The sequence below is a fragment of the Shewanella sp. K8 genome (assembly GCF_028823715.1).
Taxonomy (GTDB): Bacteria; Pseudomonadota; Gammaproteobacteria; order Enterobacterales; family Shewanellaceae; genus Shewanella; species Shewanella algae.
This window is the reverse complement of sequence record NZ_JAPEHY010000019.1, coordinates 70,195-94,522: the sequence shown is the minus strand read 5'-3', so window position 1 is coordinate 94,522 and position 24,328 is coordinate 70,195. Positions and strand designations below refer to the sequence as shown.

Annotated in this window: 21 protein-coding genes; 13 read left to right on the top strand and 8 right to left on the bottom strand. The window is 54.3% G+C overall.

All coding sequences use genetic code 11. From position 1 onward, the window contains the following. Positions 1–232: 232 nt before the first annotated feature. From ON072_RS12035 to putP, 3 genes are all read right to left on the bottom strand, one after another. Complete coding sequence (locus ON072_RS12035; RefSeq protein ID WP_261752640.1) at positions 233–1,480, bottom strand: glutamate-5-semialdehyde dehydrogenase; 1,248 nt, start codon at positions 1,478–1,480, stop codon at positions 233–235. Positions 1,481–1,526: 46 nt separating this feature from the next. After that, positions 1,527–2,669 (bottom strand): glutamate 5-kinase, encoded by a 1,143-nt coding sequence (gene proB, locus ON072_RS12030; protein ID WP_261752639.1) that lies wholly within the window; start codon positions 2,667–2,669, stop codon positions 1,527–1,529. A 105-nt stretch (positions 2,670–2,774) separates the two neighbouring features. Continuing rightward, positions 2,775–4,271 (bottom strand): sodium/proline symporter PutP, encoded by a 1,497-nt coding sequence (putP, locus tag ON072_RS12025; RefSeq protein ID WP_044733612.1) that lies wholly within the window; start codon positions 4,269–4,271, stop codon positions 2,775–2,777. Positions 4,272–5,050: 779 nt separating this feature from the next. Here putP and ON072_RS12020 point away from each other — a divergent pair. The 5 genes from ON072_RS12020 to ON072_RS12000 all read left to right on the top strand — a co-directional run bounded on the left by ON072_RS12020 (position 5,051) and on the right by ON072_RS12000 (position 10,635). Further along, the gene (locus ON072_RS12020) at positions 5,051–5,386 is read left to right on the top strand and encodes an ArsR/SmtB family transcription factor (protein ID WP_028779633.1); all 336 of its coding nucleotides are present in this window, start codon (positions 5,051–5,053) and stop codon (positions 5,384–5,386) included. Positions 5,387–5,451: 65 nt separating this feature from the next. Then, positions 5,452–6,486, top strand: coding sequence for an ACR3 family arsenite efflux transporter (arsB, locus tag ON072_RS12015; RefSeq protein ID WP_028779634.1), 1,035 nt, complete (start codon positions 5,452–5,454; stop codon positions 6,484–6,486). A gap of 1 nt (position 6,487) precedes the next feature. Beyond that, entirely contained in the window at positions 6,488–7,501 is a 1,014-nt protein-coding gene (locus ON072_RS12010) for an ArsJ-associated glyceraldehyde-3-phosphate dehydrogenase (protein ID WP_028779635.1), read from the top strand. Between the two features lie 11 nt (positions 7,502–7,512). After that, positions 7,513–8,757: an organoarsenical effux MFS transporter ArsJ gene (arsJ, locus tag ON072_RS12005; protein ID WP_037474254.1), complete on the top strand. Its 1,245-nt coding sequence runs from the start codon at positions 7,513–7,515 to the stop codon at positions 8,755–8,757. Positions 8,758–9,180: 423 nt separating this feature from the next. Continuing rightward, positions 9,181–10,635 carry an MBL fold metallo-hydrolase RNA specificity domain-containing protein gene (locus ON072_RS12000; RefSeq protein WP_025009305.1) on the top strand — a complete coding sequence of 485 codons (1,455 nt, stop codon included), beginning with the start codon at positions 9,181–9,183 and terminating at the stop codon, positions 10,633–10,635. A 174-nt stretch (positions 10,636–10,809) separates the two neighbouring features. Here the strand turns inward: ON072_RS12000 and ON072_RS11995 are convergent, their stop codons facing one another. Both ON072_RS11995 and ON072_RS11990 read right to left on the bottom strand, forming a co-directional pair. Continuing rightward, entirely contained in the window at positions 10,810–11,049 is a 240-nt protein-coding gene (locus tag ON072_RS11995) for a hypothetical protein (RefSeq protein ID WP_025009307.1), read from the bottom strand. A gap of 62 nt (positions 11,050–11,111) precedes the next feature. Then, positions 11,112–11,513 carry a hypothetical protein gene (locus tag ON072_RS11990; RefSeq protein WP_025009308.1) on the bottom strand — a complete coding sequence of 134 codons (402 nt, stop codon included), beginning with the start codon at positions 11,511–11,513 and terminating at the stop codon, positions 11,112–11,114. A gap of 237 nt (positions 11,514–11,750) precedes the next feature. On the opposite strand from ON072_RS11990, the gene ON072_RS11985 reads away from it, so the two are divergent. Next, positions 11,751–12,323 (top strand): SRPBCC family protein, encoded by a 573-nt coding sequence (locus tag ON072_RS11985; protein WP_144379751.1) that lies wholly within the window; start codon positions 11,751–11,753, stop codon positions 12,321–12,323. Here the strand turns inward: ON072_RS11985 and ON072_RS11980 are convergent. Continuing rightward, on the bottom strand, positions 12,311–13,252 hold the full coding sequence (locus tag ON072_RS11980) for a sodium-dependent bicarbonate transport family permease (protein ID WP_044733619.1): 942 nt from the start codon (positions 13,250–13,252) through the stop codon (positions 12,311–12,313). The genes ON072_RS11985 and ON072_RS11980 overlap by 13 nt on opposite strands. 92 nt (positions 13,253–13,344) lie before the next feature. On the opposite strand from ON072_RS11980, the gene ON072_RS11975 reads away from it, so the two are divergent. Together ON072_RS11975 and ON072_RS11970 are read left to right on the top strand one after the other, a co-directional pair. Continuing rightward, positions 13,345–14,304: a LysR family transcriptional regulator gene (locus ON072_RS11975; RefSeq protein WP_107005480.1), complete on the top strand. Its 960-nt coding sequence runs from the start codon at positions 13,345–13,347 to the stop codon at positions 14,302–14,304. A 201-nt stretch (positions 14,305–14,505) separates the two neighbouring features. Next, on the top strand, positions 14,506–15,873 hold the full coding sequence (locus tag ON072_RS11970) for an alanine/glycine:cation symporter family protein (protein ID WP_144379752.1): 1,368 nt from the start codon (positions 14,506–14,508) through the stop codon (positions 15,871–15,873). A 56-nt stretch (positions 15,874–15,929) separates the two neighbouring features. Here ON072_RS11970 and ON072_RS11965 read toward each other — a convergent pair whose 3' ends face one another. Further along, entirely contained in the window at positions 15,930–17,282 is a 1,353-nt protein-coding gene (locus tag ON072_RS11965) for a flavohemoglobin expression-modulating QEGLA motif protein (RefSeq protein ID WP_144379753.1), read from the bottom strand. A 221-nt stretch (positions 17,283–17,503) separates the two neighbouring features. Here ON072_RS11965 and ON072_RS11960 point away from each other — a divergent pair, with 221 nt between their 5' ends. Then, entirely contained in the window at positions 17,504–18,469 is a 966-nt protein-coding gene (locus ON072_RS11960; protein WP_144379754.1) for a PDC sensor domain-containing protein, read from the top strand. Between the two features lie 71 nt (positions 18,470–18,540). On the opposite strand, the gene ON072_RS11955 is transcribed toward ON072_RS11960, so the two are convergent. Then, complete coding sequence (locus tag ON072_RS11955) at positions 18,541–18,723, bottom strand: PA3496 family putative envelope integrity protein (protein WP_025886854.1); 183 nt, start codon at positions 18,721–18,723, stop codon at positions 18,541–18,543. Between the two features lie 301 nt (positions 18,724–19,024). Between ON072_RS11955 and ON072_RS11950 the strand changes: the two genes are divergently transcribed. The 4 genes from ON072_RS11950 (at position 19,025) to rimK (ending at position 24,315) form a co-directional block, all read left to right on the top strand. After that, a complete protein-coding gene (locus ON072_RS11950) occupies positions 19,025–21,160 on the top strand; it encodes a CHASE domain-containing sensor histidine kinase (protein WP_261752638.1) in 2,136 nt (711 codons plus the stop codon). Next, positions 21,157–21,588 carry a response regulator gene (locus ON072_RS11945; protein WP_025009315.1) on the top strand — a complete coding sequence of 144 codons (432 nt, stop codon included), beginning with the start codon at positions 21,157–21,159 and terminating at the stop codon, positions 21,586–21,588. The genes ON072_RS11950 and ON072_RS11945 overlap by 4 nt, the downstream gene beginning before the upstream one ends. 12 nt (positions 21,589–21,600) lie before the next feature. Beyond that, on the top strand, positions 21,601–23,328 hold the full coding sequence (locus tag ON072_RS11940; RefSeq protein WP_144379755.1) for a putative bifunctional diguanylate cyclase/phosphodiesterase: 1,728 nt from the start codon (positions 21,601–21,603) through the stop codon (positions 23,326–23,328). 81 nt (positions 23,329–23,409) lie between these two features. Continuing rightward, entirely contained in the window at positions 23,410–24,315 is a 906-nt protein-coding gene (rimK, locus tag ON072_RS11935) for a 30S ribosomal protein S6--L-glutamate ligase (protein WP_025009316.1), read from the top strand. Positions 24,316–24,328 lie beyond the last annotated feature (13 nt).

The following is a 24,328-nucleotide window of genomic DNA, read 5'->3' as shown; positions in this document are numbered from 1 at the left end:
AACATCCGTCGCCGGAGGCCCTGCCAATACTAATTAGTAACTTTTAGCTGGAAGCCATGTTAGCCGCAGTGCCAGCGGCCTAAAGTTGTGGTTCAAATGCCTCAATGCAGAGCAGTCAGTGCGAGAAGGCCGTTCTCGGACACCCTGTCCTTATTCGGGCTTCCAGCATCCGCACTCTAGGTGGTGGGCAATAGCGGTTTGGCAGTAAGCCCCGCTATTGCCAAACCCTTCCTCAATCGCGTGTCTGACCTGTGCCATTGACCAGGAATTTCTCCGTGGTCAATGACTCCAGTCCCATGGGGCCGTAGGCATGGAGCTTAGTGGTGGCGATACCGATTTCGGCACCGAGCCCAAGCTCGCTGCCGTCGCTGAAGCGCGATGAGGCGTTGACCATCACCACAGAGGCATCGACCCCTTGCTGAAACTGTTGCGCCGCTTGCTGGCTTTCGGTGCAGATCACCTCGGTATGGTGGCTGCCGAAGCGGGCGATATGCTCCATGGCATCCGCCAGCGAGTCGACCTGGCGTACGGCGATTTCCAGGCTCAGGTATTCCTGGCCGAACTCCTCTTCCGTCAGCACAGTGGCCTGGTCGAAGAAGGGCGCCGCCTTCTCATCGGCATTGATCTTCACCCCCTTGTCGGCCAAGGCCTGAGCGGCGATAGGCAGCCATACTTTGGCGATATCCTTGTGTACCAACAGGCCCTCCAGGGCATTACAGACACCGGTGCGCTGGGTCTTGCCGTTGAGCAGCAGGTTGAGCGCCTTTTCCACATCGGCATCTCTGTCGACATAGAGGTGACAAACGCCTTTAAAGTGCTGGATAACCGGGATTTTAGAGTTGTCGCTGACAAAGTTGATCAGGCCTTCGCCGCCTCTTGGGATCACCAGGTCGATGTAGTCGCGCTGCTGCAACAGTTCCAGCATCAAGGCTCGGTCGGGATCCGGTACCACGGATACCAGCGCGGTCGGCAGTTTGAACTCCTGCAGTACTTTGTGCAGCACTTTGGCTATCGCCAGGCTGGAGTTGAGCGCCTCTTTACCGCCGCGCAGTATTACCGCGTTGCCCGATTTGAAACACAGCGCTGCGGCATCCGCGGTCACATTGGGGCGCGCCTCATAGATCATACAGACTACCCCGAGCGGCACTCTGAGCTTGCTTATCTGAATACCGTTGGGGCGGCGGCCCAGCTCGCGGCGCTGACCCACAGGGTCATCCAGCTCGACTATGGTGTCAATGCCACTGGCCATGGCGGCGATCCGCTCTGGCGTCAGGGTCAGACGGTCGAGCATGGCTTCGCTGAGACCTGCGTTACGGGCCGCAAGGAGATCTTCCTCATTGGCCTTGAGAATATTGTCATTTTCAGCGAGAAGCGCCTGGGCCATCGCCTTCAGCACCTGATTTTTGGTTTGGGTATCTATGAGTGCCAGCTCCCTGGCCGCCTTGGCCGCTGAGCTTGCCAGTGTGGTTATCAGACTCATTTGGGTCCTCCTTTGTTCGTTGCGCTACTCTGGTGGCAGGCCGCTGCTATTTTTCCAGTTGCGGCGTTTTACTGAGTAGGGCGATATCTTTTTCCGAGACTATGCCGCCCAGGCTGTCGGTGAAGCTGTCGGCCAGTTCAGGGTTTTCCTGCTCGGCGATAAAACTCAGCAGGCTGCTGCTGTAGTTGCTGCGGGCCTTGGCCAGACGGGTGCCGTCGTCGCTGCGCAGCAGTATGGTATCGCCGGCGGCAAAGTTACCTTTGACCTCAAGTACTTCATTACTGGAAAGCTCGGCGCAATTCTTGGCGCTGTCCATCTCCTCATCGGCGGCGACTATTACTTCCCCTTGAGCCCTGACAGTGTGGGTCAGCCAATGCATCCGCTCCTGCAACGGAGTTTCGGATGCCCGGAACAGGGTGCCGGGATTGCGACCCGACAACAGGGCATTGAAGCTCTCCTCTTTGAAGCCGTTGACTATATAGGTATCAATGCCGTGGGAGCTGGCCTTTTCCGCCGCTTCTATCTTGGTGCGCATGCCGCCGGTGCCGACATCGCTGTGACTGCCGCCGGCCATGGCATAGATGGCGGCATCGATTTTATTGACCTCGGGCAGCAGCTCGGCATCGCTGTGCAGATGCGGGTTCTTGTTGTAGAGGCCATCAATATCCGAGCAGATCACTAAGGTATCAGCGTCGGCCGCGGCTGCCACCATGGCCGATAGGTTATCGTTGTCACCCACCTTGAGTGCATCTGTGGTGACGGTATCGTTTTCGTTGAGGATCGGCAGTATGTCGTGATCCAGCAGGGTAAACACGGTTTCCCTTATCGACAGGTAACGCTCTCTGTCGCGCAGATCGCCATGGGTCAGCAGAATTTGCGCCGTGGGAAAGTCGAAAAACTTATCCCAGGTCGCCATCATCTCAGTCTGCCCGGCGGCGGCCATGGCTTTTTTCAGTACCACCTGGGCCTCAGGGCTATTGGCTTCACTGCCCGGTTTGAGCGGAAATCTGTGGGCTCCGGCGGCAATTGAGCCGGAAGAAACCAGTATGGTTTGAATGCCTTTAGCGCGGCAGCGCACAATGAATTGGGCTATGGCCAGCAGATAGCGCGAGCTACAGCCCTGTCTGTCAGGGGCAATCAGGGCGCTGCCGACTTTTAAAACAATTCGTTGCCTTGGTTGCTTATTCATAACTTCCTTAACCTGTTTGAGGTGTTACTTCGAAGCGGATTGGGGATTGAAGCTAGACCCGGCATCTGCCACCGGGTCTATAACGGGATTTGTACTATCCAGCTATCAGCCGACCTGCTGCAGCTTTTCCCGGGTAGCGTGGAAGGTCTTCTGCACTGAGTGTGAGGGATCCTGGCTAAAGTGGCTGACCAGCACTATGGCCGTAGAGCTTATGATAAAGCCGGGAACTATCTCGTAGATCACGCTGGAGAGTGTCTTGCCATCGGGCAAGACAGGCAGCAGGATCCACAGCAGCACAGTGATGGCGCCGGTGAGGATACCGGCGACGGCACCCGAGTGGGTCATCTTCGACCAGAACAGACTGAACAGCACCAGTGGCCCGAAGGCGGCACCGAAACCGGCCCAGGCGTTACTCACCAGTGACAATATGCTGCTGTCGCTGTCCAGTGCCAGTAAAGTGGCCACGGCAGCAACGGCAAACACCCCGAGGCGACCTATGTTAACCAGCTTCTTCTCGTCTATGTCCTTGTGGAACACGGCGCGGTAGACATCCTCTGTCAGTGAACTGGATGACACCAGCAGCTGTGAGGAGATGGTGCTCATGATGGCCGCCAGAATCGCCGCCAGCAGGAAGCCACTCACCAGAGGGTGGAACAGAATTTCCGAGAACAGAATAAAGATGGTTTCCGGGTCCTGCAGCCCAGGGTGGAACTTGTTGACATAGGCGACACCGATAAGGCCTGTGGCCAGGGCGCCGAGTATGGTCACCAACATCCAGCTCATGCCTATGTTGCGGGCCGTCTTGATATCTTTCACCGAACGAATTGCCATAAAGCGCACTATGATATGTGGCTGGCCGAAATAACCCAGTCCCCAGGCCATGCTGGAAACAATCGCCAGCAGGCTCATTTTCTCCACAGATTCAGACAGAGGCACTATGGTGTGATTGGCCTGCGCCATCATCTCAGTGCCATTGTTGAACTCCTGAAAAGCCACTATAGGCACCATCACCAGGGCGACAAACATAATACAGCCCTGCACAAAGTCGGTCATACTGACGGCCAGAAAGCCCCCCAGCAGGGTGTAGGCCACCACCACTGAAACAGTGATCACCAGGCCTAGCTGGTAACTCAGGCCGAAGGCGGATTCAAACAGTTTGCCCCCGGCGACCAGACCGGCAGAGGTGTAGAGAGTAAAGAAGAGTATGATCACCGCTGCAGAAATCATCCGCACCGAGCCGTTTTTCTTCTCGAAGCGCTTGCTGAAAAAGTCCGGCAGTGTCAGGGCGTCATCGGCTTCCTGGGTATAAACCCTGAGCCTGGGCGCTACCAGCAGATAGTTGAACCAAGCGCCGATAAGCAGGCCAAGCGCAATCCAGATGGTGTCGAAGCCGATAACAAACATGGCGCCCGGCAGACCCATCAGCATCCAACCACTCATATCGGAAGCGCCGGCCGACAGCGCCGTGACCTGAGGGCTGACCTGACGGCCGCCGAGAATATAGCCCGAAATATCATCGGTAGAATTGCGATAGGCAAACAGGCCTATCGCCAGCATGACCACAAAGTAGATGGCCAAAGAGATATAACTCGAATAATCCATAGATTAGTGCCCGTTATTGCCAGTGAAGGCTTGATTGAGTTTTTGTTTGCAGAATGGGTACAGGTAGGTTGAGAGTACGAGCCAGAAACACCCTAATTGGATCAGGTACTTGGCTTTATCTCTGAGGCTGATTTGGTAGCGTGAAAGATGACTGTCAGACTCCTGTGAGCTGTTGGCATTCATCGTGATTCTCCTTCCTTAAGTTTCATCTGAAGTTGGGCTAACGAAAAACCACTTGAAGGCTAACCAATCTATTGATTAGTGTTCAAATGGTTTTGGTTCGAACGATATTATTCATGTTTATCAGAAAATGATCAAGTTTATATCTGAGTTGAATACTAGGTTTTAAACTGGATTTAAATGAGTATTTTCATTTAAATCAGTTGTTTGTGTTGTGGTTTTTTTAGTTTTCTCAATTTTTAATATATTGCATACAATTATAAGGCAAGCGATAGGTTCTATATTTGAGCTATAACAATTTTCTGATTTGGTTCTGAAATAAACCGGAAATAATTAGGGTTTAAAATTAATTTACGATAGCGTCGGCTTCTGCCAAGCGAACCACTGCAAACCCGTGTAACCACTGGGCCAGATCTCCAGTCCCAATCCGATAGACTCCTCAAAATAGCGCTTGAACTATAGGCGTTTTTATATATGATTTAGCACATATCTGTTTATCCATATATCCTCCAGATTACTGAAGGTGCTCATTTGAGTGGCCAACTGAAATGGCAGATGTATGGCTGGCCGATCATTGGCCTTAAGGAGTGGCATTTATCATGGAACTAACCATTTTTTTCAAAGCCTTGGCCGATGAAACCCGGCTGCGCAGCCTGCTGTTGATCCTGCAGCAGGGAGAGCTTTGTGTCTGCGAGTTGACTGAGGCCCTGGCCTTGAGTCAACCGAAGATCTCCCGTCATTTGGCGCAGCTGCGAACTCAGGGGCTGCTGCAGGATAGACGCCGGGGCCAATGGGTGTTTTATCGTCTCAGCCCCGAGCTGGCACCCTGGTGCGAGCAGTTGCTGCGGGACACATTGACGGCCAACCCTGGCTTTATTGCTGATGAGCTGACTCGGCTGGAGGCCATGGCCTCGAGGCCGCAAGCTTGCTGTTGAAACCGGCCGGGATCTATCACTTGAGCGCCGGAAGTTAACCGCCGGGGGACCGGAGAGGGGGATGTATGGGAATTTTTGAACGTTGGCTCAGCCTGTGGGTAGGGCTGTGCATTTTAGCTGGGATAGCACTGGGTTATCTGGCGCCTAATGTATTTGCCGCGGTGGCGGCGCTGGAATACGCCCATGTCAATCTGGTGATCGCCGTACTTATCTGGGTGATGATCTATCCCATGATGGTGCAAATTGACTTTTCCGCTATCAAGGATGTTGGCCGAAATCCTAAGGGATTGCTGCTGACGCTGGTGATCAACTGGTTGGTGAAGCCTTTTACCATGGCGCTGCTCGGCTGGCTCTTTTTCCGTTTTCTGTTTGCCCCTTGGGTGGAGCCGCAAACGGCGCAGGAGTATATCGCCGGGATGATCCTTCTCGGAGTCGCTCCTTGTACCGCCATGGTGTTTGTCTGGAGTCAACTGACCCGGGGCGATGCCAACTACACTCTGGTGCAGGTATCGGTCAATGATGTGATCATGATTTTTGCCTTTGCACCACTGTCGGCACTGCTGCTGGGGGTGAGCGATATTCAGGTACCATGGGAAACCTTGATTCTGTCTGTGGCTTTGTATGTGTTGCTGCCTCTATTGGCGGGGATCTGGACCCGCAAACACCTCAATAGCCGGCCAGAGGCGATTACGGCCTTGCTGTCCAGACTCAAGCCCTGGTCGATATTGGGGCTGCTGCTGACTGTGGTATTGCTGTTTGCATTGCAAGCCGAAACCATAGTGGCCCAGCCGCAAAATATTGTGCTGATAGCCATTCCACTGTTACTGCAGACTTACGGTATTTTCCTGCTGACCTGGTGGTTGGCGAAGCGTTTGCGCCTGCCCCACAACATAGCCGCTCCGGCCTGCATGATAGGGGCATCCAACTTTTTCGAACTGGCGGTTGCCGTGGCTATCTCCCTCTTTGGTCTGCACTCGGGAGCGGCGCTGGCTACAGTCGTCGGGGTACTGGTGGAAGTGCCTGTGATGCTATCCCTGGTGGCGTTTGCCAATCGCCGCCGCGGTAACTGGCCAGCGGCCAATAAATTAACGGAGAACTGAGATGACAATAAAGGTGGGAATTAACGGCTTTGGCCGCATGGGACGGCTGGCCTTGAGGGCTGCCTGGGATTGGCCGGAACTCGAATTTGTGCAGATCAACGACCCTGCCGGCGATGCCGCCACCCTGGCGCACCTGTTGGAGTTTGACTCGGTTCATGGCCGTTGGTCGCACCCAGTCGAGCATGAGGGCAGTACCATAGTTATAGCCGGGCGGCGGATAGCGACCAGTCGCAATCAGGCCATTGCAGACAGCGATTGGTCTCAATGCGATCTGGTGATTGAGGCCTCGGGCAAGATGAAAACCAAGGCGCTGCTGCAGGCCTATCTTGATCAAGGGGTCAAACGAGTGGTGGTGACAGCGCCTGTGAAAGAGGACGGCGTCGCCAATCTGGTGATGGGGGTGAATCATCAGTGTTACGACCCGGCCAGGCATCCGATAGTAACAGCCGCATCCTGTACCACTAATTGTCTGGCGCCTGTGGTCAAGGTCATCCATGAGAACTTCGGTATTCGTCATGGCTCCATGACCACAATTCACGACATCACCAATACCCAGACCATATTGGATGCGCCCCATAAGGATCTGCGCCGTGCCCGCTCCTGTGGCCAGAGTCTGATCCCGACCACCACAGGCAGTGCCACCGCCATTACCCATATCTTCCCTGAGCTGAAAGGCCGCCTCAACGGCCATGCGGTCAGGGTGCCACTGGCCAACGCCTCGCTGACCGACTGTGTGTTTGAACTGGAGCAAACAGTGACAGAGCAACAGGTCAACGACTTGCTGCAACAGGCGGCCGAGACTGAGCTCAAGGGCATTCTCGGCTTCGAGTCGCGGCCGCTGGTGTCGGTGGACTACAAGACAGATCCCCGCTCCTGCATAGTGGATGGGCTGTCTACCATGGTGATCAACGGCACTCAGCTCAAACTCTACTGTTGGTATGACAACGAATGGGGCTATGCCAATCGCACCGCCGAATTGGCTCTGATGGTAGGCCGTTTGGACCGGGATGCCTGAAGGACAACACCATGGCTGAAATGAGTCCGGCGCTGCGCCAATATCTGCTGATCACCGGCAACTACTGGGCCTTTACCCTGACAGATGGTGCGCTACGCATGCTGGTGGTGCTCTATTTCTATCAGTTGGGTTACGGTGCGCTGGCCATTGCCATGCTGTTTCTCTTCTATGAGTTTTTCGGTGTGGTCACCAATCTGTTGGGCGGCTGGCTCGGTGCCCGTTTGGGGCTCAACCGCACCATGAGTATCGGCCTTGGGCTGCAGATAGTGGCGCTGGCCATGCTGTTGGTGCCTCAGGCCTGGCTGACCATTCCCTGGGTAATGGCGGCCCAGGCGCTGTCGGGGATTGCCAAAGATCTCAACAAGATGAGTGCCAAGAGTGCCATCAAGACCCTGGTACCCAAGGATGCGGCCCAAGCGGGGCAGACCCTGTATCGCTATGTGGCGCTGCTGACCGGTTCCAAGAACGCCCTCAAGGGGATAGGTTTCTTCCTCGGCGGCGCCCTGCTTAGCCTGCTGGGGTTTGCCGGTGCCATTGCCGCCATGGCCGCTGTTTTGACCTTGGTGTGGCTGAGCTCGCTGCTGTTTCTCAAGGCGGAACTGGGCCAGGCCAAGAATAAGCCCAAGTTCAGTGAGCTTTTTTCCAAGAGCCGGGCAGTGAACATTCTCTCTGCGGCCAGGCTGTTTCTGTTTGCCGCCAGGGATATCTGGTTTGTGGTGGCCTTGCCCGTGTATCTGGCCAGCCAATTTGGCTGGGATCACTGGCAGGTGGGGGGCTTTCTGGCCGGCTGGATTATCGCCTACGGCTTGGTGCAGGCCCTGGCGCCCAGGCTGACCGCCAAGGCTGACGGCAAGACAGTCGGCAAGCATAAAGGCTCGGCCTTGCCGGGACGGGCGGCGGCGCTCTTCTGGTGCGGCCTGCTCGCTCTGGTGCCCGCACTTATCGCCCTTGGGCTTGGCAGCCAATACTCGCACGCCTGGCTAATCGGCGGCCTGTTGCTGTTCGGCGCCTTGTTTGCGGTGAACTCTTCGCTGCACAGTTTTCTGATTGTCAGTTATGCCCGTGAGGATGGGGTATCCCTGGATGTGGGGTTCTACTACATGGCCAACGCCGCCGGGCGCTTGCTGGGCACAGTGCTTTCCGGTGCGCTGTTTCAGTGGTGGGGGCTGGAGGCTTGTCTTTGGGTTTCCAGCGCCATGTTACTGCTGACATTGGTTATCTCCCGTGGTCTGCCGGAAGAGCATGAGGCGCAATGATCCACTGCAAAATTAGACTATAAGGGAGTGTCACTTTTTTCCATAAGGGCATAGGCTTAGGGAAGGTGCGAACAAGTCCCATGCGTGCTCTGCGTTGGCTTACAGGCCTGTATGCAAGGCGTGGTTCGCAGCAAATGGCTAGTCCTTTACAAGAAGCACAACATAGCAGACAGGTTTGTAAGCCACGCCCTTCGGGGCTTTCACAGCAACCGGCTCTCTGCGTTATCCGACTTCGACAGGCCCCGGTATGCCTTCAGTCAGATGCCTTGAACGCCAATTGCTGTGCAAGCCAGAGTGCCACGAGGACTTATTCGCACCTTCCTTAGGAAGATGCGGCAGAGTTTTCCCGAGATTCTGGCTTAATAGCGTTGGGAGGATTATCCGCAGCTGTATTGGCCGAATTGTTTCAAAGAGGGAAGTGTCATGTCCATGAGTTTGCAGTTTTGGGGCGCCACCCAAGAAGTCACAGGTTCCTGCCATCTGTTGCGGGTCAACGGCGAAAGCTTGCTGTTGGATTGTGGTCTTATTCAGGGAGGGCGGCAGGATGAACTGCGTAACCATGAAGCCTTTCCCTTTGCTCCTGAATCCCTGACTGCCGTGGTGTTGAGCCACGCTCATATTGACCATTCGGGGCGCTTGCCCCTGCTGGTGAAGCAGGGTTTTAGCGGCCCCATCTACACTCATAAGGCTACCATGGAGCTGTGCGCCATCATGCTCAAGGATGCCGCCATGCTGCAGCAGCGTGATGCCGAGCGGCAGAACCGCAAACGTGCCAAGCAAGATCTCGAACCGATAGAGCCGCTATTCACCGAAGAAGATGTCGAACTGGCACTGACCCGTTTTATTCCACTGGACTATGGCACCAAGCTGGATCCCATTCCCGGTGTGACCCTGTGTTTGAGTGATGCCGGCCATATTCTGGGTTCGGCGCTACTGGAGCTGTGGATCAATGATGGCAACACCCAGAAAAAACTGGTGTTCAGTGGCGATCTCGGCCGTGCCGGTATGCCGATTCTGAGAGACCCGACGCTGATCCAGCAGGCCGATCTGGTGCTGATGGAAAGTACCTATGGCGATAGGTTGCACCGTAGTTGGGAGGCGACCCTGGAAGAACTCAAGGGGATCTTCGCTACAGCCATCAGTGAGAGCCGCGGCAATATCCTGATCCCTGCCTTCTCGGTTGGCCGGGCGCAGGAGCTTTTGTATCTGTTTCACCTCTATGCCGGGGAGTGGGATCTGTCACGCTGGAAAATCTGCCTCGACAGCCCCATGGCCATAGAGGCCACCAAGGTGTATATCAATAACTATCCCTTGATGGACGAGGACTTCAAGCGCTTCGTGCATCAACACCCGGGGCAGCACCCGCTGCTGTCTGGAATAGAGTTTATCCAAAGTACCGAAGAGTCGATGGAACTCAACGACGTACACCAGGGGCTTATCATTATTGCCGGCAGCGGCATGTGTAACGGCGGTCGTATCCGCTGTCATCTGGAACACAACCTGTGGCGGCCCGAGTGCGACATTATTATCTGTGGTTTTCAGGCACTGGGAACCCCGGGGCGGCTGTTGGTCGATGGCGCCAGTGAGCTCACCATCAACGGCAATTCGGTGAATGTCGCCGCCAGAATTCACACAGTCGGCGGGCTGTCGGCCCATGCGGATCAGGCCGAACTGCTGCGCTGGTACCGTGAGTTTGAGGGGGCGCCGCCACTCATTCTGGTTCATGGTGAGCCGGATGCCCAGCGGCAACTCCTGAGTGTGCTGGAACATGCCGATGGCGTGCAGCCCAAGCCCAGACCCCAGGCCTCGGCCATAGCGACCGAAGGCGACAAGCTGGATCTCAGCCGTTTACCCGAACTGAGCTGGGTTGTGGGCTAAATTTTAGTGGGAAGTCATAAACTTAACTTTTTGGTTCATTCCCTATGGTAGGCCGAGCGCTATGACGTTGAATCAAAAGAGAATTAACCTGGGCTATTTTTATCTTTGCTATTAACAACAAATAAAGACGCCCCTTGATAAAGGAGCGTTTTTACTGTTGGCGCAAACTTGGCTTTAGCCCTGGTGCTGCCAGAGGATCTCCAGCTCATCGGCTTCGCCCATGGCCGTTTCCAACAGGTTGACGAGCTCGGCATCAGCACCGCTGGCCTTGAAGGTTTCTATTTGAGTGCGGTTCAGCCAGTAATCCTGGTCGGCATCATGCTCTTCTACCAGGTTGTCGATCAGATACTGCAGCTGCTGCTCAGAGATATGGCCGATAAAAGCGCCGGTTTCTTTATTGCTGAGTTTGATCATTCTCTCTCCTTGGGTTGATGTGGCCTCAGTGGCCGGAAATCACAGCTCGCACTATATCTTGTTCAGTAAGTGCGTTGAATCCCATGTTTTGTCATAAAGCTCTCCTCATAAACGACCCCGGCCAGGGTGGCGATAGCCAGGCCAAGTACCAGTGCCAGCAGTAGAGGCTTGCAAACCCCCATGGGCACCAGCCAGATCAGCAGCAGCGCCAATACGCAGATGCCACCGCTTATGGGGTTAAACAGCAGTTCCATGCTGATATCGAAGGCACCCAAGGATTCGGCGTCCTGATAGCGTCGGAAATGGAGCAGGAAATAGAGGGCGGCGCAAAGCAAACTGACACTGGAAAATGCCAACAGCCCGCTGAGGCTGAAAGTTTCTTTGAAGTATAAAGTGGCCTGGTAACCCGCCACAGTCAGTATTGCCAGCCAGATAACAAGCAATGGCGCCAGGATAAATCCCATTACAGTCCCTTGATTAGACGTCCATGTTTACAGGTGACTGTAACCTAAAAGCATTTGCACAACAAATCGCCTGAGGGGATTTGTGGCTTGGTTCGCTTCTCGGCCAGGGTTTGTTTGTGCAGGCGGTTTCAAGAAGGCTATTTCAATCTCTAACGACTTGGTTACTTTTTGGTCTGCTTGCAGGATATACTCAGGCAAGTAATTGTTGTCGGAAGAAAACTTGTTTGGAGAATCCTTATGCGTTTTATCAAGACACTGTTTATCCTGTTGGCACTGATAGTGGCTGTGCCGCTGATTGCCGCCCTGTTTGTCAAAAGCGACTACCAGGTGACCACCAATGTGGTGATAAACCGCCCGGTGGCTGAGGTCTATGACTATGTGAAATATCTGAAAAATCAAGATAACTTCAGCGTCTGGTCCAAGATGGATCCGGCGATGAAACGCAGCTATCGCGGCGTTGACGGCACTGTCGGTTTTGTCTCTGCCTGGAAGAGTGATAACCCGGAGGTGGGCCAAGGCGAGCAGGAGATAGTCGCCATGGAAACTAACAAGCGTATCGATTATGAGCTCAGGTTTCTGACTCCCTTCGAGGCCACTGAACCTGCCTACATGCTATTTGAACCCTATGAAGGCAATAGAACCAACCTCAGTTGGAGCTTTAAGGGGCACCTGGATTACCCGACGAATCTGATGTTTCTGTTTGTTGACTTTGAAACCATGATCGCCACGGATCTGCTGCGCGGGCTCAGCAATCTCAAGATGTTACTCGAATCTGAACCCACGCCGCAGGAACAGATTCAGAGCCCGTAAATCCAGGCCACCCATTGACGGTAAAGATTAAGCCCTATCAACAGGTTAATCGGAAAGGTGACCCCCAGCGAGGCCAGCATGGCCACGCCGATATTGGCCGATGGAATGGCCGCGCGGATCGCCGCCGGTGCTGCAATGTAGGAGGCGCTGGCGCAGAGGCCGGCCAGTACCAGTGCCGAACCGGCGGGCAGCCCCAGGGCGTGACCTGTAATGATCCCCACCCAGGCGAGTACGAAAGGCGTGACGGCAGCGAATGCCAACAGGCGCCAGTGACTCAAGGGCAGCGGAGCACAAACCCTGGCGGTACACAATCCCATCTCCAGCAGGAACAGCGCCAGCAAGGTCTTGAATCCCTGCATCAGCACAGGGCTCAAAGAGGCCAAGCCCTCAGAGCCGTAGCCCCATCCGATAAGCACGCCGCCCCCCAGCAATATCACCCCACGGCTGGTAAGCGCTTCCATCAGGATATTACCGCCGCGTCCCGGCTTATCCCGGTTCAGGCGTCGATAGAGCCACAACATGACTATGATGGATGGCAGCTCCAGCAGTACCAGATAGAGAGTGGTTTCGGGCTTGAGTGGCCAGCCCAGCTGCTCTGTCATGGCGTAGACAACGGCAAAAGTCCCGGCACTGACCGAACCGTAGTGGGCGGCAATACTGATGGCATCGCTCTGTGGCAGGCGAACCACTTTTTTCAATATGGGATACAGCGCCAGCGGGATAGCCAGTCCCAGACCTATCACTAACCCCAGCTCGGCAAAGGACAGCTGATCTGTGTGGCCGTGCAGCGCCATGCCGCCCTTGAGGCCCAGGGTCAGCATTAACAGGATGGAAAGGGTTTCGTAGGTGGATTCGGGGACTCTGAGATCCGATTTGAGCAGACCGGCCAACAGGCCTAGACCGAAAAAGGCAATAACAACATCAGGCATGGGGTTCTCCTTGTTAGACGGCTGGAGATTGTGCTCGCCCGGCGCTATATTGGAAAATAAATTATTCACTACATATATATAGATAATTATCTATGGATCTTCGCCATCTCAGCCTGCGCTTGTTGCAGGTGTATATCGAAGTGGTCCGGCGGCAGAATATTTCCGCCGCTGCCAGACACCTGTATCTGACTCAGCCGACCGTATCGCTGCAATTGAAAAAACTGGCCGAGCTGGTGGGTGAGCCCTTGCTGGAAACCGGCCCGGGGGGACTGAGGCCGACTCAGGTTGGGCAGGAGCTGTACCGGGCCGCCGTCGACGTGATGACCCGTTTGGAAGACTTCAACGGCATGCTGGCCAAGGTGCGGGAAGGGGAGAGCGGCCACATCAATATCGGCCTGGTGACCACGGCCAAGTACGTGGTGCCGCGGATCCTCGGCGCCTTCTATCGTCGTTTCCCCGGTGTCCGAGTCACACTGAACATAGGTAACCGTGCCCATGTGCTGAATCGCTTTGAGCATCTGGAAGACGATCTCTACCTCTTCAGCCATCCTCCCAGGGGCGAAACTGTGCAATCGGCACGGATCATCCGTAACCCACTGCAGCTGATTGCCCCCAGAGATCATTGGGCCGCCGGGCAGAGTGAACTCAAGTTTGAGCAGCTCAGTCGCGAGCGCTTTCTCATCCGTGAGCCGGGGTCGGCTACTCGGTTAATGTTTGAATCCTGGCTCAGCGGTCAGGGGATGGAACTGGGCGACTGTATGCAGATAGAGAGCAATGAGGCCATTCGTCTGGGGGTCGCCTCGGGGCTGGGGTTATCTGTTATCTCGGCCCATACCCTGGAGGAAGGGCGCGAGCGCCCGGCTATTCTGGATGTGAAAGGCTTCCCGCTGGAAAGCAATTGGTATCTGGTGAGCCGTAAAGACAGGCGTATGCCCTATGCGGCGCGGCAATTGGTGCACTTTATGGCAGAGCATCTGCAGCAGTGCATAGAGGCCGAATGGGTGGCCGGTGATATAGCCAAGTTGCCGGCCAACCTGGGATTGGTCGACTGAGTCTTATCCTAATTAATCCAGCTCGCGTTCGCGCCCTTTCTCATAAGGGGGCGTGGACGTTGAGTGTTTTCGCTTCCCGGCGGGAGGTTTAACAGTAGGTTTCCAATTGTTAATCTTTCGTTGTAATCTGGGTGTTCCTTATGCAGTTTTTGCCATCACAGATGGAAACTGCAGCGATAACAATAACTACACGAGGTTGGAATGGAAACAATAATGGAGTGGGTTAGCCAGCTCAACAGCCTGGTTTGGGGTGTGCCCATGCTGGTGATGATCCTGGGGGTAGGACTGTTTCTGTCCATAGGTTTGCGCTTTATGCAGCTTCTCAAGCTGGGGAGAGGCTTCCGTTTACTTTGGTCCGGGCGGATCCCGGATAAAGACACCAATATAAAAGGGGAGATCAGCCCCTTCAATGCGCTGATGACGTCCCTGTCGGCCACCATAGGTACAGGAAATATCGCCGGGGTGGCGACGGCAATATTTCTTGGCGGCCCGGGGGCACTGTTCTGGATGTGGTGCACCGCGCTGGTGGGAATGGCCACCAAGTTTTCTGAAGCCGTGCTGGCGGTCAAGTATCGCGAGGTCGATGATAGTGGCAACCACATAGGCGGCCCCATGTACTACATCAAGAATGGTCTCGGCCAGAAATGGGCCTGGTTGGGAACGCTATTCGCCTTATTTGGTGGTTTTGCCGGTTTTGGTATAGGCAACACAGTGCAGGCCAACTCGGTGGCCGATGCCTTGGACAGCAACTTTGGTGTTCCAGCCTGGGCAACCGGCTTGGCTATGATGATTTTGGTGGGTGCTGTCTTAATGGGCGGCATCAAGCGGATTGCCGACGTTGCCGGTAAGTTGGTACCCCTGATGACTGTGTTTTATATCACCTCAGGTTTGGCTGTGATTGTGGTCTATTTCGATCAGATCCCGGCGGCGCTGGAGCTGGTATTCGAGAGCGCCTTCAATCCAGTGGCGGCCCAGGGCGGTTTCGCAGGTGCGGCAGTGTGGGCCGCCATACGTTTCGGGGTGGCCCGAGGGGTGTTTTCCAATGAGGCAGGTCTTGGCAGTGCGCCGATTGCTCATGCAGCAGCCCAGACCAATAACCCTGTGGCTCAAGGACTGGTGGCCATGTTGGGTACCTTTATCGATACCATAGTGGTCTGCTCCATCACAGGTTTGGCGATTATCGTGTCCGGTGCCTGGACCTCGGGGGAAACCGGCGCAGCCTTAACCTCCTACGCTTTCAGCCATGCCTTGCCCATAGGGCAGTACATAGTGGCCGTGGCACTGGCTATCTTCGCCTTTACCACCATTCTCGGCTGGAGCTTTTACAGTGAAAAATGCGTGCAGTACCTATTTGGTACCAAGGCTATAGTGCCGTTTCGCCTGGTCTGGACTCTGATGGTGCCCGTGGGAGCCATGGCGTCTTTGGACTTTATCTGGCTGGTGGCCGATACCCTGAATGCCATGATGGCGATCCCCAACCTGATAGCCCTGTTACTGCTCAGCCCAGTGGTCTTTGCTTTGACTCGGGAATACTTTATCAAGCAGCGCCAGGCCGAGTTGCAAAAATAGCGAGCCAATTGGTTTAGAACCAAAAACAGGGCAACTCGAGTTGCCCTGTTTCTTTATCAGTCGGCGTTGCTGTCAAACTCAGTGTCTTCCAATAACTCGAACATAGGTTCGGCATTGGGTAACTGTTTGAACAGGCGGCTGAAGTGCCTCTGCACCCCCTTGAGGTCTATCCCGGCCATCCCAGAGGCGAAACCAAACCAGGCGTAGAGGCCACTGAAGTTGTCAAACATGGGCGGCAGATACTTGGGGGCGGCAATAAGCCCCTCCCTGTGGGCTTGATAAAGCACGGGGATATCCTCAATGGCCAGCTTGCCGACAAACAGCATAGGGATAATCTCCGGGATCCCGGCTGTGATGGCGGAGCGGATAAAGTTAATGTTTTCCACATAGCCACGCACATAGGAGATATCCTTGGTGAAGTAGCTGCCACCCTGTACCATGCCGCCGCGAAACACCCGCTGAGTTACCCGGTAACTGTCTCGTTTGCTGAGATTCTGGCCGCAGAAATAGTTGAATACTTCAACAAAGTCGGCACCTTGCTCGGCCATATCGACCGCAGTGATCCTGTCGCTGATACGTCTGGCCCGCCCTGGGTTGGAGCTCAGGGTAATGGTTTCCATCAATACGGCCAGCCCTTCCTGGGCTGCTGCTACTCTGGGAGAGCCGACGCTGAGCCAGGTGGCCCAGGGTTGGGCCCGGCCATTGAGGGTGGTGCCCACGTGCACCCAGCCCTCATGCACCTCGTAGACATCAAGATCCGATTGGCTGAACAGCGCCTTGCTGTTGAGCTTGACCGTATCGCCGCCCACGGCGGCATCCGAGACTATGCCATCACTGAGACGCACCCGAATATCGTCGCTGTGAAAGTAATCTTTCAGGCGGCGGCCGAGTATATCCACCGCCTCAGGCGCGGCGATTTCTTTGGGGTGATGACGATTGCTGCGCAGCGCTGCCGGTAGCGAGAAGATGTAACTCAAACGGTCGCCGAGCTGTCTGAGATTGTGTCTATCACCATGGAGTTTATGGTTGGCGCTGCCGTAGAGGCGACGGCTGAATTCGCCGAAGTCGGCCTTGCCGCGGTGTTGCAGCATGTCGATAACCTGAAGATATTGCTCGATATTGGCTATCAATATCTTGCCCAGCTTGTCGTATCTTCCCAGGCACTTGCGGGTCTGCAGGCGCAGTTCGGATAACTCTTGGCGGGTCTTGTCCGGGTCAAAAGGCAGCGGCAGACGCTGGTAAAACTCGGCGTCTATGGCGGGTAATTGCTTGCCGTTACTCTCGAGAAAACGGGCTTCCATCTCTCTCGGCCACTTGATGGCATCGAGGATTTTTATCGGCGTCTGCAACCGGATCAGCTCGTCCGAGAGGCGCCGCAGATCCTCTTTATAGGCACTTGTGTCTGGCATCAATAGTCTCCTCGGAAGACACAGGTTATTGGCGGCTATCATCTTGGATAACGCGCTGTCTGGCAACAGAATTTATCTTTGCCAGATCTTGGTGCAACCGCTTGGTTATTGAGCATAGTCGTCCCAGATGATTTAAGCTAATTAATTGATATTCATCATGTTGCATTGTTGGCATTCAAGCTGCTTACCTGAGATAGATGGCCGGAATTTCAGGAGCAGTTATGGCAAACATGAGTTACTTGAGTGTGATTGAACGTTTTCATGAGTATCAGCCGCTAATCGATGAACTATTGCAATCGATTCTGACCGGAATGGCCGACTCTCAGCTCTTTGACGACACAGGGCGGGCCATCAGGGTGTTTTCTGAAGTGGCAGCCTGCTATCCCTTCGTGGAATTGATGTATTTACTCGACGAAAATGGTCACCAAGTGAGCCCGAATCTGGCGCTTATCAAGCAAAAGATCAAACTGCTGGCTGTGGGTGAATACCCGGATCGCAGCCAGCGCCCCTATTTTCTCAATGCCAGCGACAAGAGCGGGGTACAGATAACTTCACCTTATCTTTCCAATGCGTCCGGGCAATTATGTCTGTCGGCGTCCCTGGGAGTGAGTCGTTTGGATGCCAGTCGCGGCTTTGTGGTAGTGGATATCAATCTGACCCGGCTGATTGAATTTATGATGGGCGACAGTCACAGGCGCAAGGTGACGCCTTTGTTCAAGGCGGTTTATCTCACTCTGGTAACAGGGTTATTCATTATAGTCGGGGTACTGGTGCTGATTTCGGCCAGGGATATCTGGCACTTGTTGGCGCTGGGGCCGCAGTTGGCTCATGACTCACTCAAGCCGTTCGGGATCATCATCTATATCACCCTGGCGTTGGCGATATTCGATCTCGGCAAGACCATACTGGAAGAGGAGGTGTTGATGCATAAAGACATCTTCCGCCACAGCTCCACCAGGCGCACCATTACCCGGTTTGTTTCCACCATATTGATCGCCATCTCTATTGAGGCCTTGCTGACCATGTTCAAGGCATCACTCGGGCAGGTGGAATATATTCAGGGAGCGATTTTGATGATGCTGGCAGTGGTTGGTTTATTGGTGGCTTTGGGATTATACGTCTGGCTGGGGGCCAAAGCCGAGGCCTTGCTTATCCAAACGCAGTCTTTGCGGGGGCGGCAAGGATAAGGAGGATGTTGCTGACATCCTCCCACATCTGCAAGCCGACGCAGAGCACATGGGACTTGTTCGCACCTTCCCTAAAACATATCGTCATCATCGAGCCCCATGGCTCGTCTGAGTTCCAGGCGCTCCAGGTAATCTTCCAAGCGGCGTTTTACCTGGCGTTTGTGCTGCAGTGCCTTCTCGGCCTGACGGTTTTTGGGGGTGGTCATCGCTTCAATTTCAGCATCGTTGGGCACGAGTTCAACAATATGGGCCATAACGAATTCCTCACGGTTTATCCAAGGATTTTCTAGCCAAAAAAGCATTGGCTGAAAAGCAAAAATTTTTGTCTAACAAAGCAAATGATTCTGTCCGTCCCTCTACTCAATATTAGCCTTGGTTAAACTGAAATCTAGCACTGAGTCGCAACAGGAAGTGAGATCGAGACAACATTTTGACGATCTTTTCCAAGGACCTAAAACTTGGGGATTTTTTGCTGTTTTTGACTTGTTTTTTTCATGATCCTGACCAGAATTAACCTCATAGCATTCGCTTTATTGGCTAAGGACTAGGCTGTTTATGATCCAGGACGATCGTCTCACCGCATCATCCTCCCCTGCAAAAAGCTTCGGTTTTTCCACTCCGGCCTCGGTTTGGCTGATCATGTTGGTGGCGCTTCTGTTCACCTGCCTGGGTTGGTATCTGTTCAATCAATATGCGGAGCAGCGCGGACGTGAGCGCTTTGAGTATCAGGCCATGCTGGTCAAAGATGCCATAAGAGATCGTCTGTTGACCTATGAGCAGGTGCTGCGGGGCGGTGTGGGCCTGTTTATGGCATCCGATGGAGTGACTCGTGAGGAGTGGCATGAGTATGTGACCAACGCCAAGATGGAAAGCTTTTATCCCGGGATCCAGGGGATAGGCTATAGCGTTATTTTGCACCCGGAGCAACTGGCGGCCCATGAGGAGGCCATCAGGGCTGAAGGCTTTGATGAGTATCGGGTGTACCCGTCCGGCGAGCGCGACACTTATCAGGCCATCATCTATCTGGAACCTTTCGATTGGCGTAATCGGCGGGCATTTGGCTATGACATGTATTCCGAGCCGACTCGCCGTGAAGCGATAGACAGAGCCATCAACACAGGGGAGGCGGCGATCTCCGGCAAAATCACCCTGGTACAGGAAACCCAACAGGATATCCAGGCCGGTTTTTTGATGTATTTGGCGCTTTATGATGAATCTGCCGCCGGCCCCAAGGCCGCCAAGGGCGTGGTCTATGCCGCCTTTCGGATGAACAACCTGATGCAAGGCATTTTGGCGGATAAGTTTCCCTCCCTGATTCTGCAGGTATTTGATGGCGATACCGCCTCTGACACTTCGCTGCTGTACAGCACTGAGGAGGAAGGCCAGGCTACCAAAACCTACAACCATGTGTTGCCGCTTAAAGTCGGTAGTCATCAATGGTTGCTGAAAATCGGCGCCGACAAGAGTTTTGTCTCCGAAACCGAGAAGCTGCAAAGCAAGCTGATGCTTGGCATAGGCGTGCTGTTTATCATGGTGTTGTTCTATTTCTTGCTCAATAACGCCAGAGCCAGGTATCAGGAAGGCTTGCTAGCCAATGAGATCCTTGCCAATGAGAAACGCTTCCGTCTGGTTATTGAGGCCTCGCCATCGGCGCTGATCATGGTAGATGGTCATGGACTCATCACTCTGGTGAATGCCCATACAGAGCAACTGTTCGGTTACGCCCGGGACGAACTATTGGGCCGCAGCGTGAATATACTGCTGCCGGAAAGTCTGCATAAGTCGCACAATCGGCACATGGGCGGTTATCTGCAGCAGCCGATTGCCAAGAATATGTCCCAGCGCGATGATCTGTTCGGCCGCGCCAAAGACGGTTCTTTGGTGGCGGTCGAAGTGGGGTTGACCCCAATCCATTTCACCAATGGCCAGTCGATTCTGGCCACTATCAACGATGTGTCGGATCGCAAACGGATTGAAGCCGAAAAAGCCCGCCACACAGAGGAGCTGGAGAAGATCAACCGTGAGCTGGACAGTTTTGCCTACATAGCCTCTCACGATCTCAAGTCGCCGCTGCGTGGCATAGAGCAGTTATCCGAGTGGTTGGCAGAAGATCTCAGCGACAACAGCAGTGAACAGGTGCAAAAGTATCTGCGACTGATCAAGAGCCGGGTACAGCGAATGGTACTCTTGCTGGACGGCCTGCTGACTTTCTCGCGCATAGGCAGGGTGGATACTGAGTTGACGGAAGTGGACAGCAAGCAATTGGTGCAGGATACCTTCAGCCTGGTGGCGCCGCCAACCGGGTTCAAGCTGACTATCCTGTCTGATATGCCGTTGCTGACCACGGCCAGAGTACCGCTGGAGTTGGTTTTCCGAAACCTGTTCAGCAACGCCATCAAACACCACGACAAGGGTGAGGGGGTACTCAGCGTCAGCAGCGAGCGCCAGGGCGACTATTATTGTTTTTGTGTCACGGATGACGGCCCAGGGATAGCTGCCAAGTTTCATCATAAAATTTTCGCAATATTCCAAACGCTTAAGCCAAGAGATGAAGTTGAAGGCAGTGGCCTTGGTCTCTCTTTGGTGAAAAAGTCGGTGGAAAACATGGGCGGCAAGATCTGGGTGAAATCGGAAGGGCGTGGTTGCAGCTTTTACTTCACCTGGCCGGCCCACTTCAAGGAGGAGTCATGAGTCAAACAGCCAGATACAAGGAAGTGACTATTCTGTTGGTGGACGACGACGATGTCGACTTCATGGCGGTGCAGCGGGCGATGCAGCAGCTCAGGCTGCTCAACCCCTTGGTCAGAGCCAGAGATGGGCTGGAGGCCTTGGAGATGTTGGGCGACGGTCGGGTGCGCTGCCCCTATCTTATCTTGCTGGATCTCAATATGCCGCGGATGAATGGCCTGGAGTTTCTCAGCCATATCCGCAATGACCCTGTGCTGTCTCTCTCCGTGGTCTTTGTGTTGACCACCTCAAGCGCCGATGAAGACAAGGTTGAGGCTTATAAGCATCATGTGGCCGGCTATATGGTCAAACATGAAATAAGCGATGGTTTTTATAATATTTTCAATATGCTGGAAAGCTATTGGCGTATTGTTGAGTTGCCGGAAGCCTGAGGGATGGAAAGCATGAATCTGCTGTTGATCGATGATGATGAGATAGACAGAGCCGCTATCATCCGCGCCCTGGATCAATCGTCACTGGCGTTCAAGGTGATGGAGGCCAACTGTGCCCAGAGTGGCTTGGAGTTCGCCTGCCAGCAGCGTTTCGACGGCATACTGCTCGACTATATGTTGCCCGATGCCAATGGTCTGGAAGTATTGAGCCGCCTCAATGAATCGGCCGGAGAGCAAACCGCAGTAGTGATGATCTCCCGTTATGAAGACGACAAGCTGGCGCAGCGTTGCATCGAGTTGGGGGCGCAGGATTTTTTGCTCAAGGATGAAGTGAATACCAGCCGCTTGACCCGTGCTATCCGCAATGCCAAGCAAAGGGCTTCCATGGCGTTGGCATTGCGCCAAAGCCACGAGAAACTCAAAGAGCTGGCCGAACATGATTCCCTGACCAAGCTGGTCAATCGTTACGGTTTTGAGCTCTGTCTGAACCGTACCTTGAGTCAGGTCAAGCGTCATCAGGACATGCTGGCGGTGATCCTCTTGGATCTGGATGATTTCAAGGGTATCAACGACACCTTAGGGCACCAGGTGGGGGATATCCTACTGGTGGAAGTGGCCAACCGTCTCAGTGCGGCGCTCAGGGAAGGGGATCTCATTGCCCGTCTCGGCGGCGATGAATTTGTAGTGCTGGTTACCGAGTCGGAGAACCGTTACTTCCCAATGGCGGTGGCCAACAGGCTGCAAAGGGCCTTTGAAGAGCCTTTCCCTCTGGGGGAACATGATGTGCTTATCGGCGCCAGTATTGGCATTGCAGTGTACAGCGATTCTGTCTGTGACAGCTCTGAGCTGCTCAAGTGTGCCGACATTGCCATGTATCGCGCCAAGAAGGTGGGCCGCAACCAGATCCAGTTCTATTCCGAAGAGTTGGCCAGAGAAGTCAGGTTTCGCAACCGCATCGAGATGGGCCTGAGAACCGCGCTGGAGCGCGATGAATTCAGGGTCTTTTATCAGGGGAAATTCGATGCGATTTCCGGTGAGCTATTGGGAATGGAGGCCTTGCTGCGCTGGCAACATCCGGAAGATGGCCTGCTGGCGCCGGACAGTTTCCTGCCGATAGCCGAAGAGATAGGCCTGGTAGATGAGATAGGCGAGTGGGTGTTGGCACAGGCCTGCGCGCAAACCGTCGAGTGGCTGGCCATGCTGGCTCCGGTAGGCAAGCAGTTATCTGTGGCGGTTAACCTGTCACCGTCGCAGATCATTCGTGAAACCCTGTATCAGACCATAGTCAGGGTATTGCAGCAAACCGGGCTGCCGGCTTCGCTGCTGGAGTTGGAGCTCACCGAAAATGCCTTGATAGAGGAACCGCTGGAGCTGGCCAAGGTACTGGAGCGGATAGCTGCACTGGGAGTTGTTTTCTCTCTGGATGATTTTGGCACCGGCTTTTCATCCCTCGAGCACATCAAGTACTTTCCCATCAATGTGCTGAAAATCGACAAGAGTTTTGTGGCTTCGGTCGAACAGGATGAACGCGGCAAGCGTCTGTTGTCGGCCTTGATCAACTTTGCCAACGGCTTTAACGTGGTGTCAGTGGCCGAGGGCATAGAAACCGAGGCGCAGGCGCAGTTTTGCCGTGAACGGGGCTGTAACCTGCTGCAGGGATATCTCTATTGTCGGCCGATTCAGCCCCAGGATTTTGAAACCCAGCATATTTTACCTTTGCTGGCCGAGGGGGATGTTTGATTTTACTTGCCTATTGGCAAGGGATAGTCAAAGATGCCACTTCTTTTGCTGGGCCATAACTCTTTGGCGGATCACTCAAACATGAAAATCGGTATTCTCTCTCAATTTCCCGAGCTCTATTCTACCCGCAGGCTGGTGGAAGCCTGTGAGGGACGTGGTCATCAGGCCAGGGTGATCAATCCACTCAACTGTTATATGAACATCAACTCGGTGCAGCCCAGTATTCATCTTGAAGGTGAGGAACTCAGCGGTTTTGATGCCATTATCCCGAGGATCCATGCCAGTGTGACTTTCTATGGCTGTGCCCTGGTGCGCCAGTTCGAGATGATGGGGGTGTATGCTGCCAATGACTCTATCTCCATAGCCCGCTCAAGGGATAAGCTGCGGGCACTGCAGTTGCTCTCCCGTAAAGGGGTGGGTATGCCGGTCACAGGTTTTGCCAGCAAGCCGGATGATATTCCTGATCTCATCGCCATGGTGGGTGGTGCGCCGCTGGTGATAAAGCTTTTGGAAGGCACCCAGGGGATAGGCGTGGTGCTGGCCGAAACTAAAAAGGCCGCCGAGAGCGTTATTGAAGCCTTTCTGGGGCTTAAGGCCAATATTCTGGTGCAGGAATATATCAAAGAAGCCAACGGCAGTGATATCCGCTGCTTTGTGGTGGGCGACAAGGTGGTTGCGGCCATGAAACGTCAGGGCCCGGAGGGGGATTTTCGATCCAATCTGCATTTGGGCGGCAGCGCCGAGAAAATCAAGATTACCCCTCAGGAGCGCAAGACAGCCATTGATGCGGTCAAGGCGATGGGGCTGGCTGTTGCCGGGGTGGATATTCTTCGCTCCGAGCGTGGCGCCTTGGTGCTTGAAGTCAATTCAGCTCCGGGTATTGAAGGTATAGAGTTGACCACAGGTATCAAGGTGGCCGAGCCGATAGTGGAGCATATCGAAAAAATGGTTGCCGCCCGTAAACGCAATCGTCCTGTCATCGCCTGATTGCGCCTCGGGC

Coding starts and splice junctions, on each gene's coding strand:
- ON072_RS11995 (WP_025009307.1), bottom strand. CDS start 11,049: ATGATCAAACTCAGCAATAAAGAAACCGGCGCTTTTATCGGCCATATC.
- ON072_RS11970 (WP_144379752.1), top strand. CDS start 14,506: ATGGAAACAATAATGGAGTGGGTTAGCCAGCTCAACAGCCTGGTTTGG.
- ON072_RS11975 (WP_107005480.1), top strand. CDS start 13,345: ATGGATCTTCGCCATCTCAGCCTGCGCTTGTTGCAGGTGTATATCGAA.
- rimK (WP_025009316.1), top strand. CDS start 23,410: ATGAAAATCGGTATTCTCTCTCAATTTCCCGAGCTCTATTCTACCCGC.
- ON072_RS11940 (WP_144379755.1), top strand. CDS start 21,601: ATGAATCTGCTGTTGATCGATGATGATGAGATAGACAGAGCCGCTATC.
- ON072_RS11945 (WP_025009315.1), top strand. CDS start 21,157: ATGAGTCAAACAGCCAGATACAAGGAAGTGACTATTCTGTTGGTGGAC.
- ON072_RS12000 (WP_025009305.1), top strand. CDS start 9,181: ATGTCCATGAGTTTGCAGTTTTGGGGCGCCACCCAAGAAGTCACAGGT.
- ON072_RS11960 (WP_144379754.1), top strand. CDS start 17,504: ATGGCAAACATGAGTTACTTGAGTGTGATTGAACGTTTTCATGAGTAT.
- ON072_RS12020 (WP_028779633.1), top strand. CDS start 5,051: ATGGAACTAACCATTTTTTTCAAAGCCTTGGCCGATGAAACCCGGCTG.
- ON072_RS11980 (WP_044733619.1), bottom strand. CDS start 13,252: ATGCCTGATGTTGTTATTGCCTTTTTCGGTCTAGGCCTGTTGGCCGGT.
- ON072_RS11965 (WP_144379753.1), bottom strand. CDS start 17,282: ATGCCAGACACAAGTGCCTATAAAGAGGATCTGCGGCGCCTCTCGGAC.
- ON072_RS12035 (WP_261752640.1), bottom strand. CDS start 1,480: ATGAGTCTGATAACCACACTGGCAAGCTCAGCGGCCAAGGCGGCCAGG.
- ON072_RS11955 (WP_025886854.1), bottom strand. CDS start 18,723: ATGGCCCATATTGTTGAACTCGTGCCCAACGATGCTGAAATTGAAGCG.
- arsB (WP_028779634.1), top strand. CDS start 5,452: ATGGGAATTTTTGAACGTTGGCTCAGCCTGTGGGTAGGGCTGTGCATT.
- ON072_RS12010 (WP_028779635.1), top strand. CDS start 6,488: ATGACAATAAAGGTGGGAATTAACGGCTTTGGCCGCATGGGACGGCTG.
- ON072_RS11985 (WP_144379751.1), top strand. CDS start 11,751: ATGCGTTTTATCAAGACACTGTTTATCCTGTTGGCACTGATAGTGGCT.
- ON072_RS11990 (WP_025009308.1), bottom strand. CDS start 11,513: ATGGGATTTATCCTGGCGCCATTGCTTGTTATCTGGCTGGCAATACTG.
- ON072_RS11950 (WP_261752638.1), top strand. CDS start 19,025: ATGATCCAGGACGATCGTCTCACCGCATCATCCTCCCCTGCAAAAAGC.
- putP (WP_044733612.1), bottom strand. CDS start 4,271: ATGGATTATTCGAGTTATATCTCTTTGGCCATCTACTTTGTGGTCATG.
- arsJ (WP_037474254.1), top strand. CDS start 7,513: ATGGCTGAAATGAGTCCGGCGCTGCGCCAATATCTGCTGATCACCGGC.
- proB (WP_261752639.1), bottom strand. CDS start 2,669: ATGAATAAGCAACCAAGGCAACGAATTGTTTTAAAAGTCGGCAGCGCC.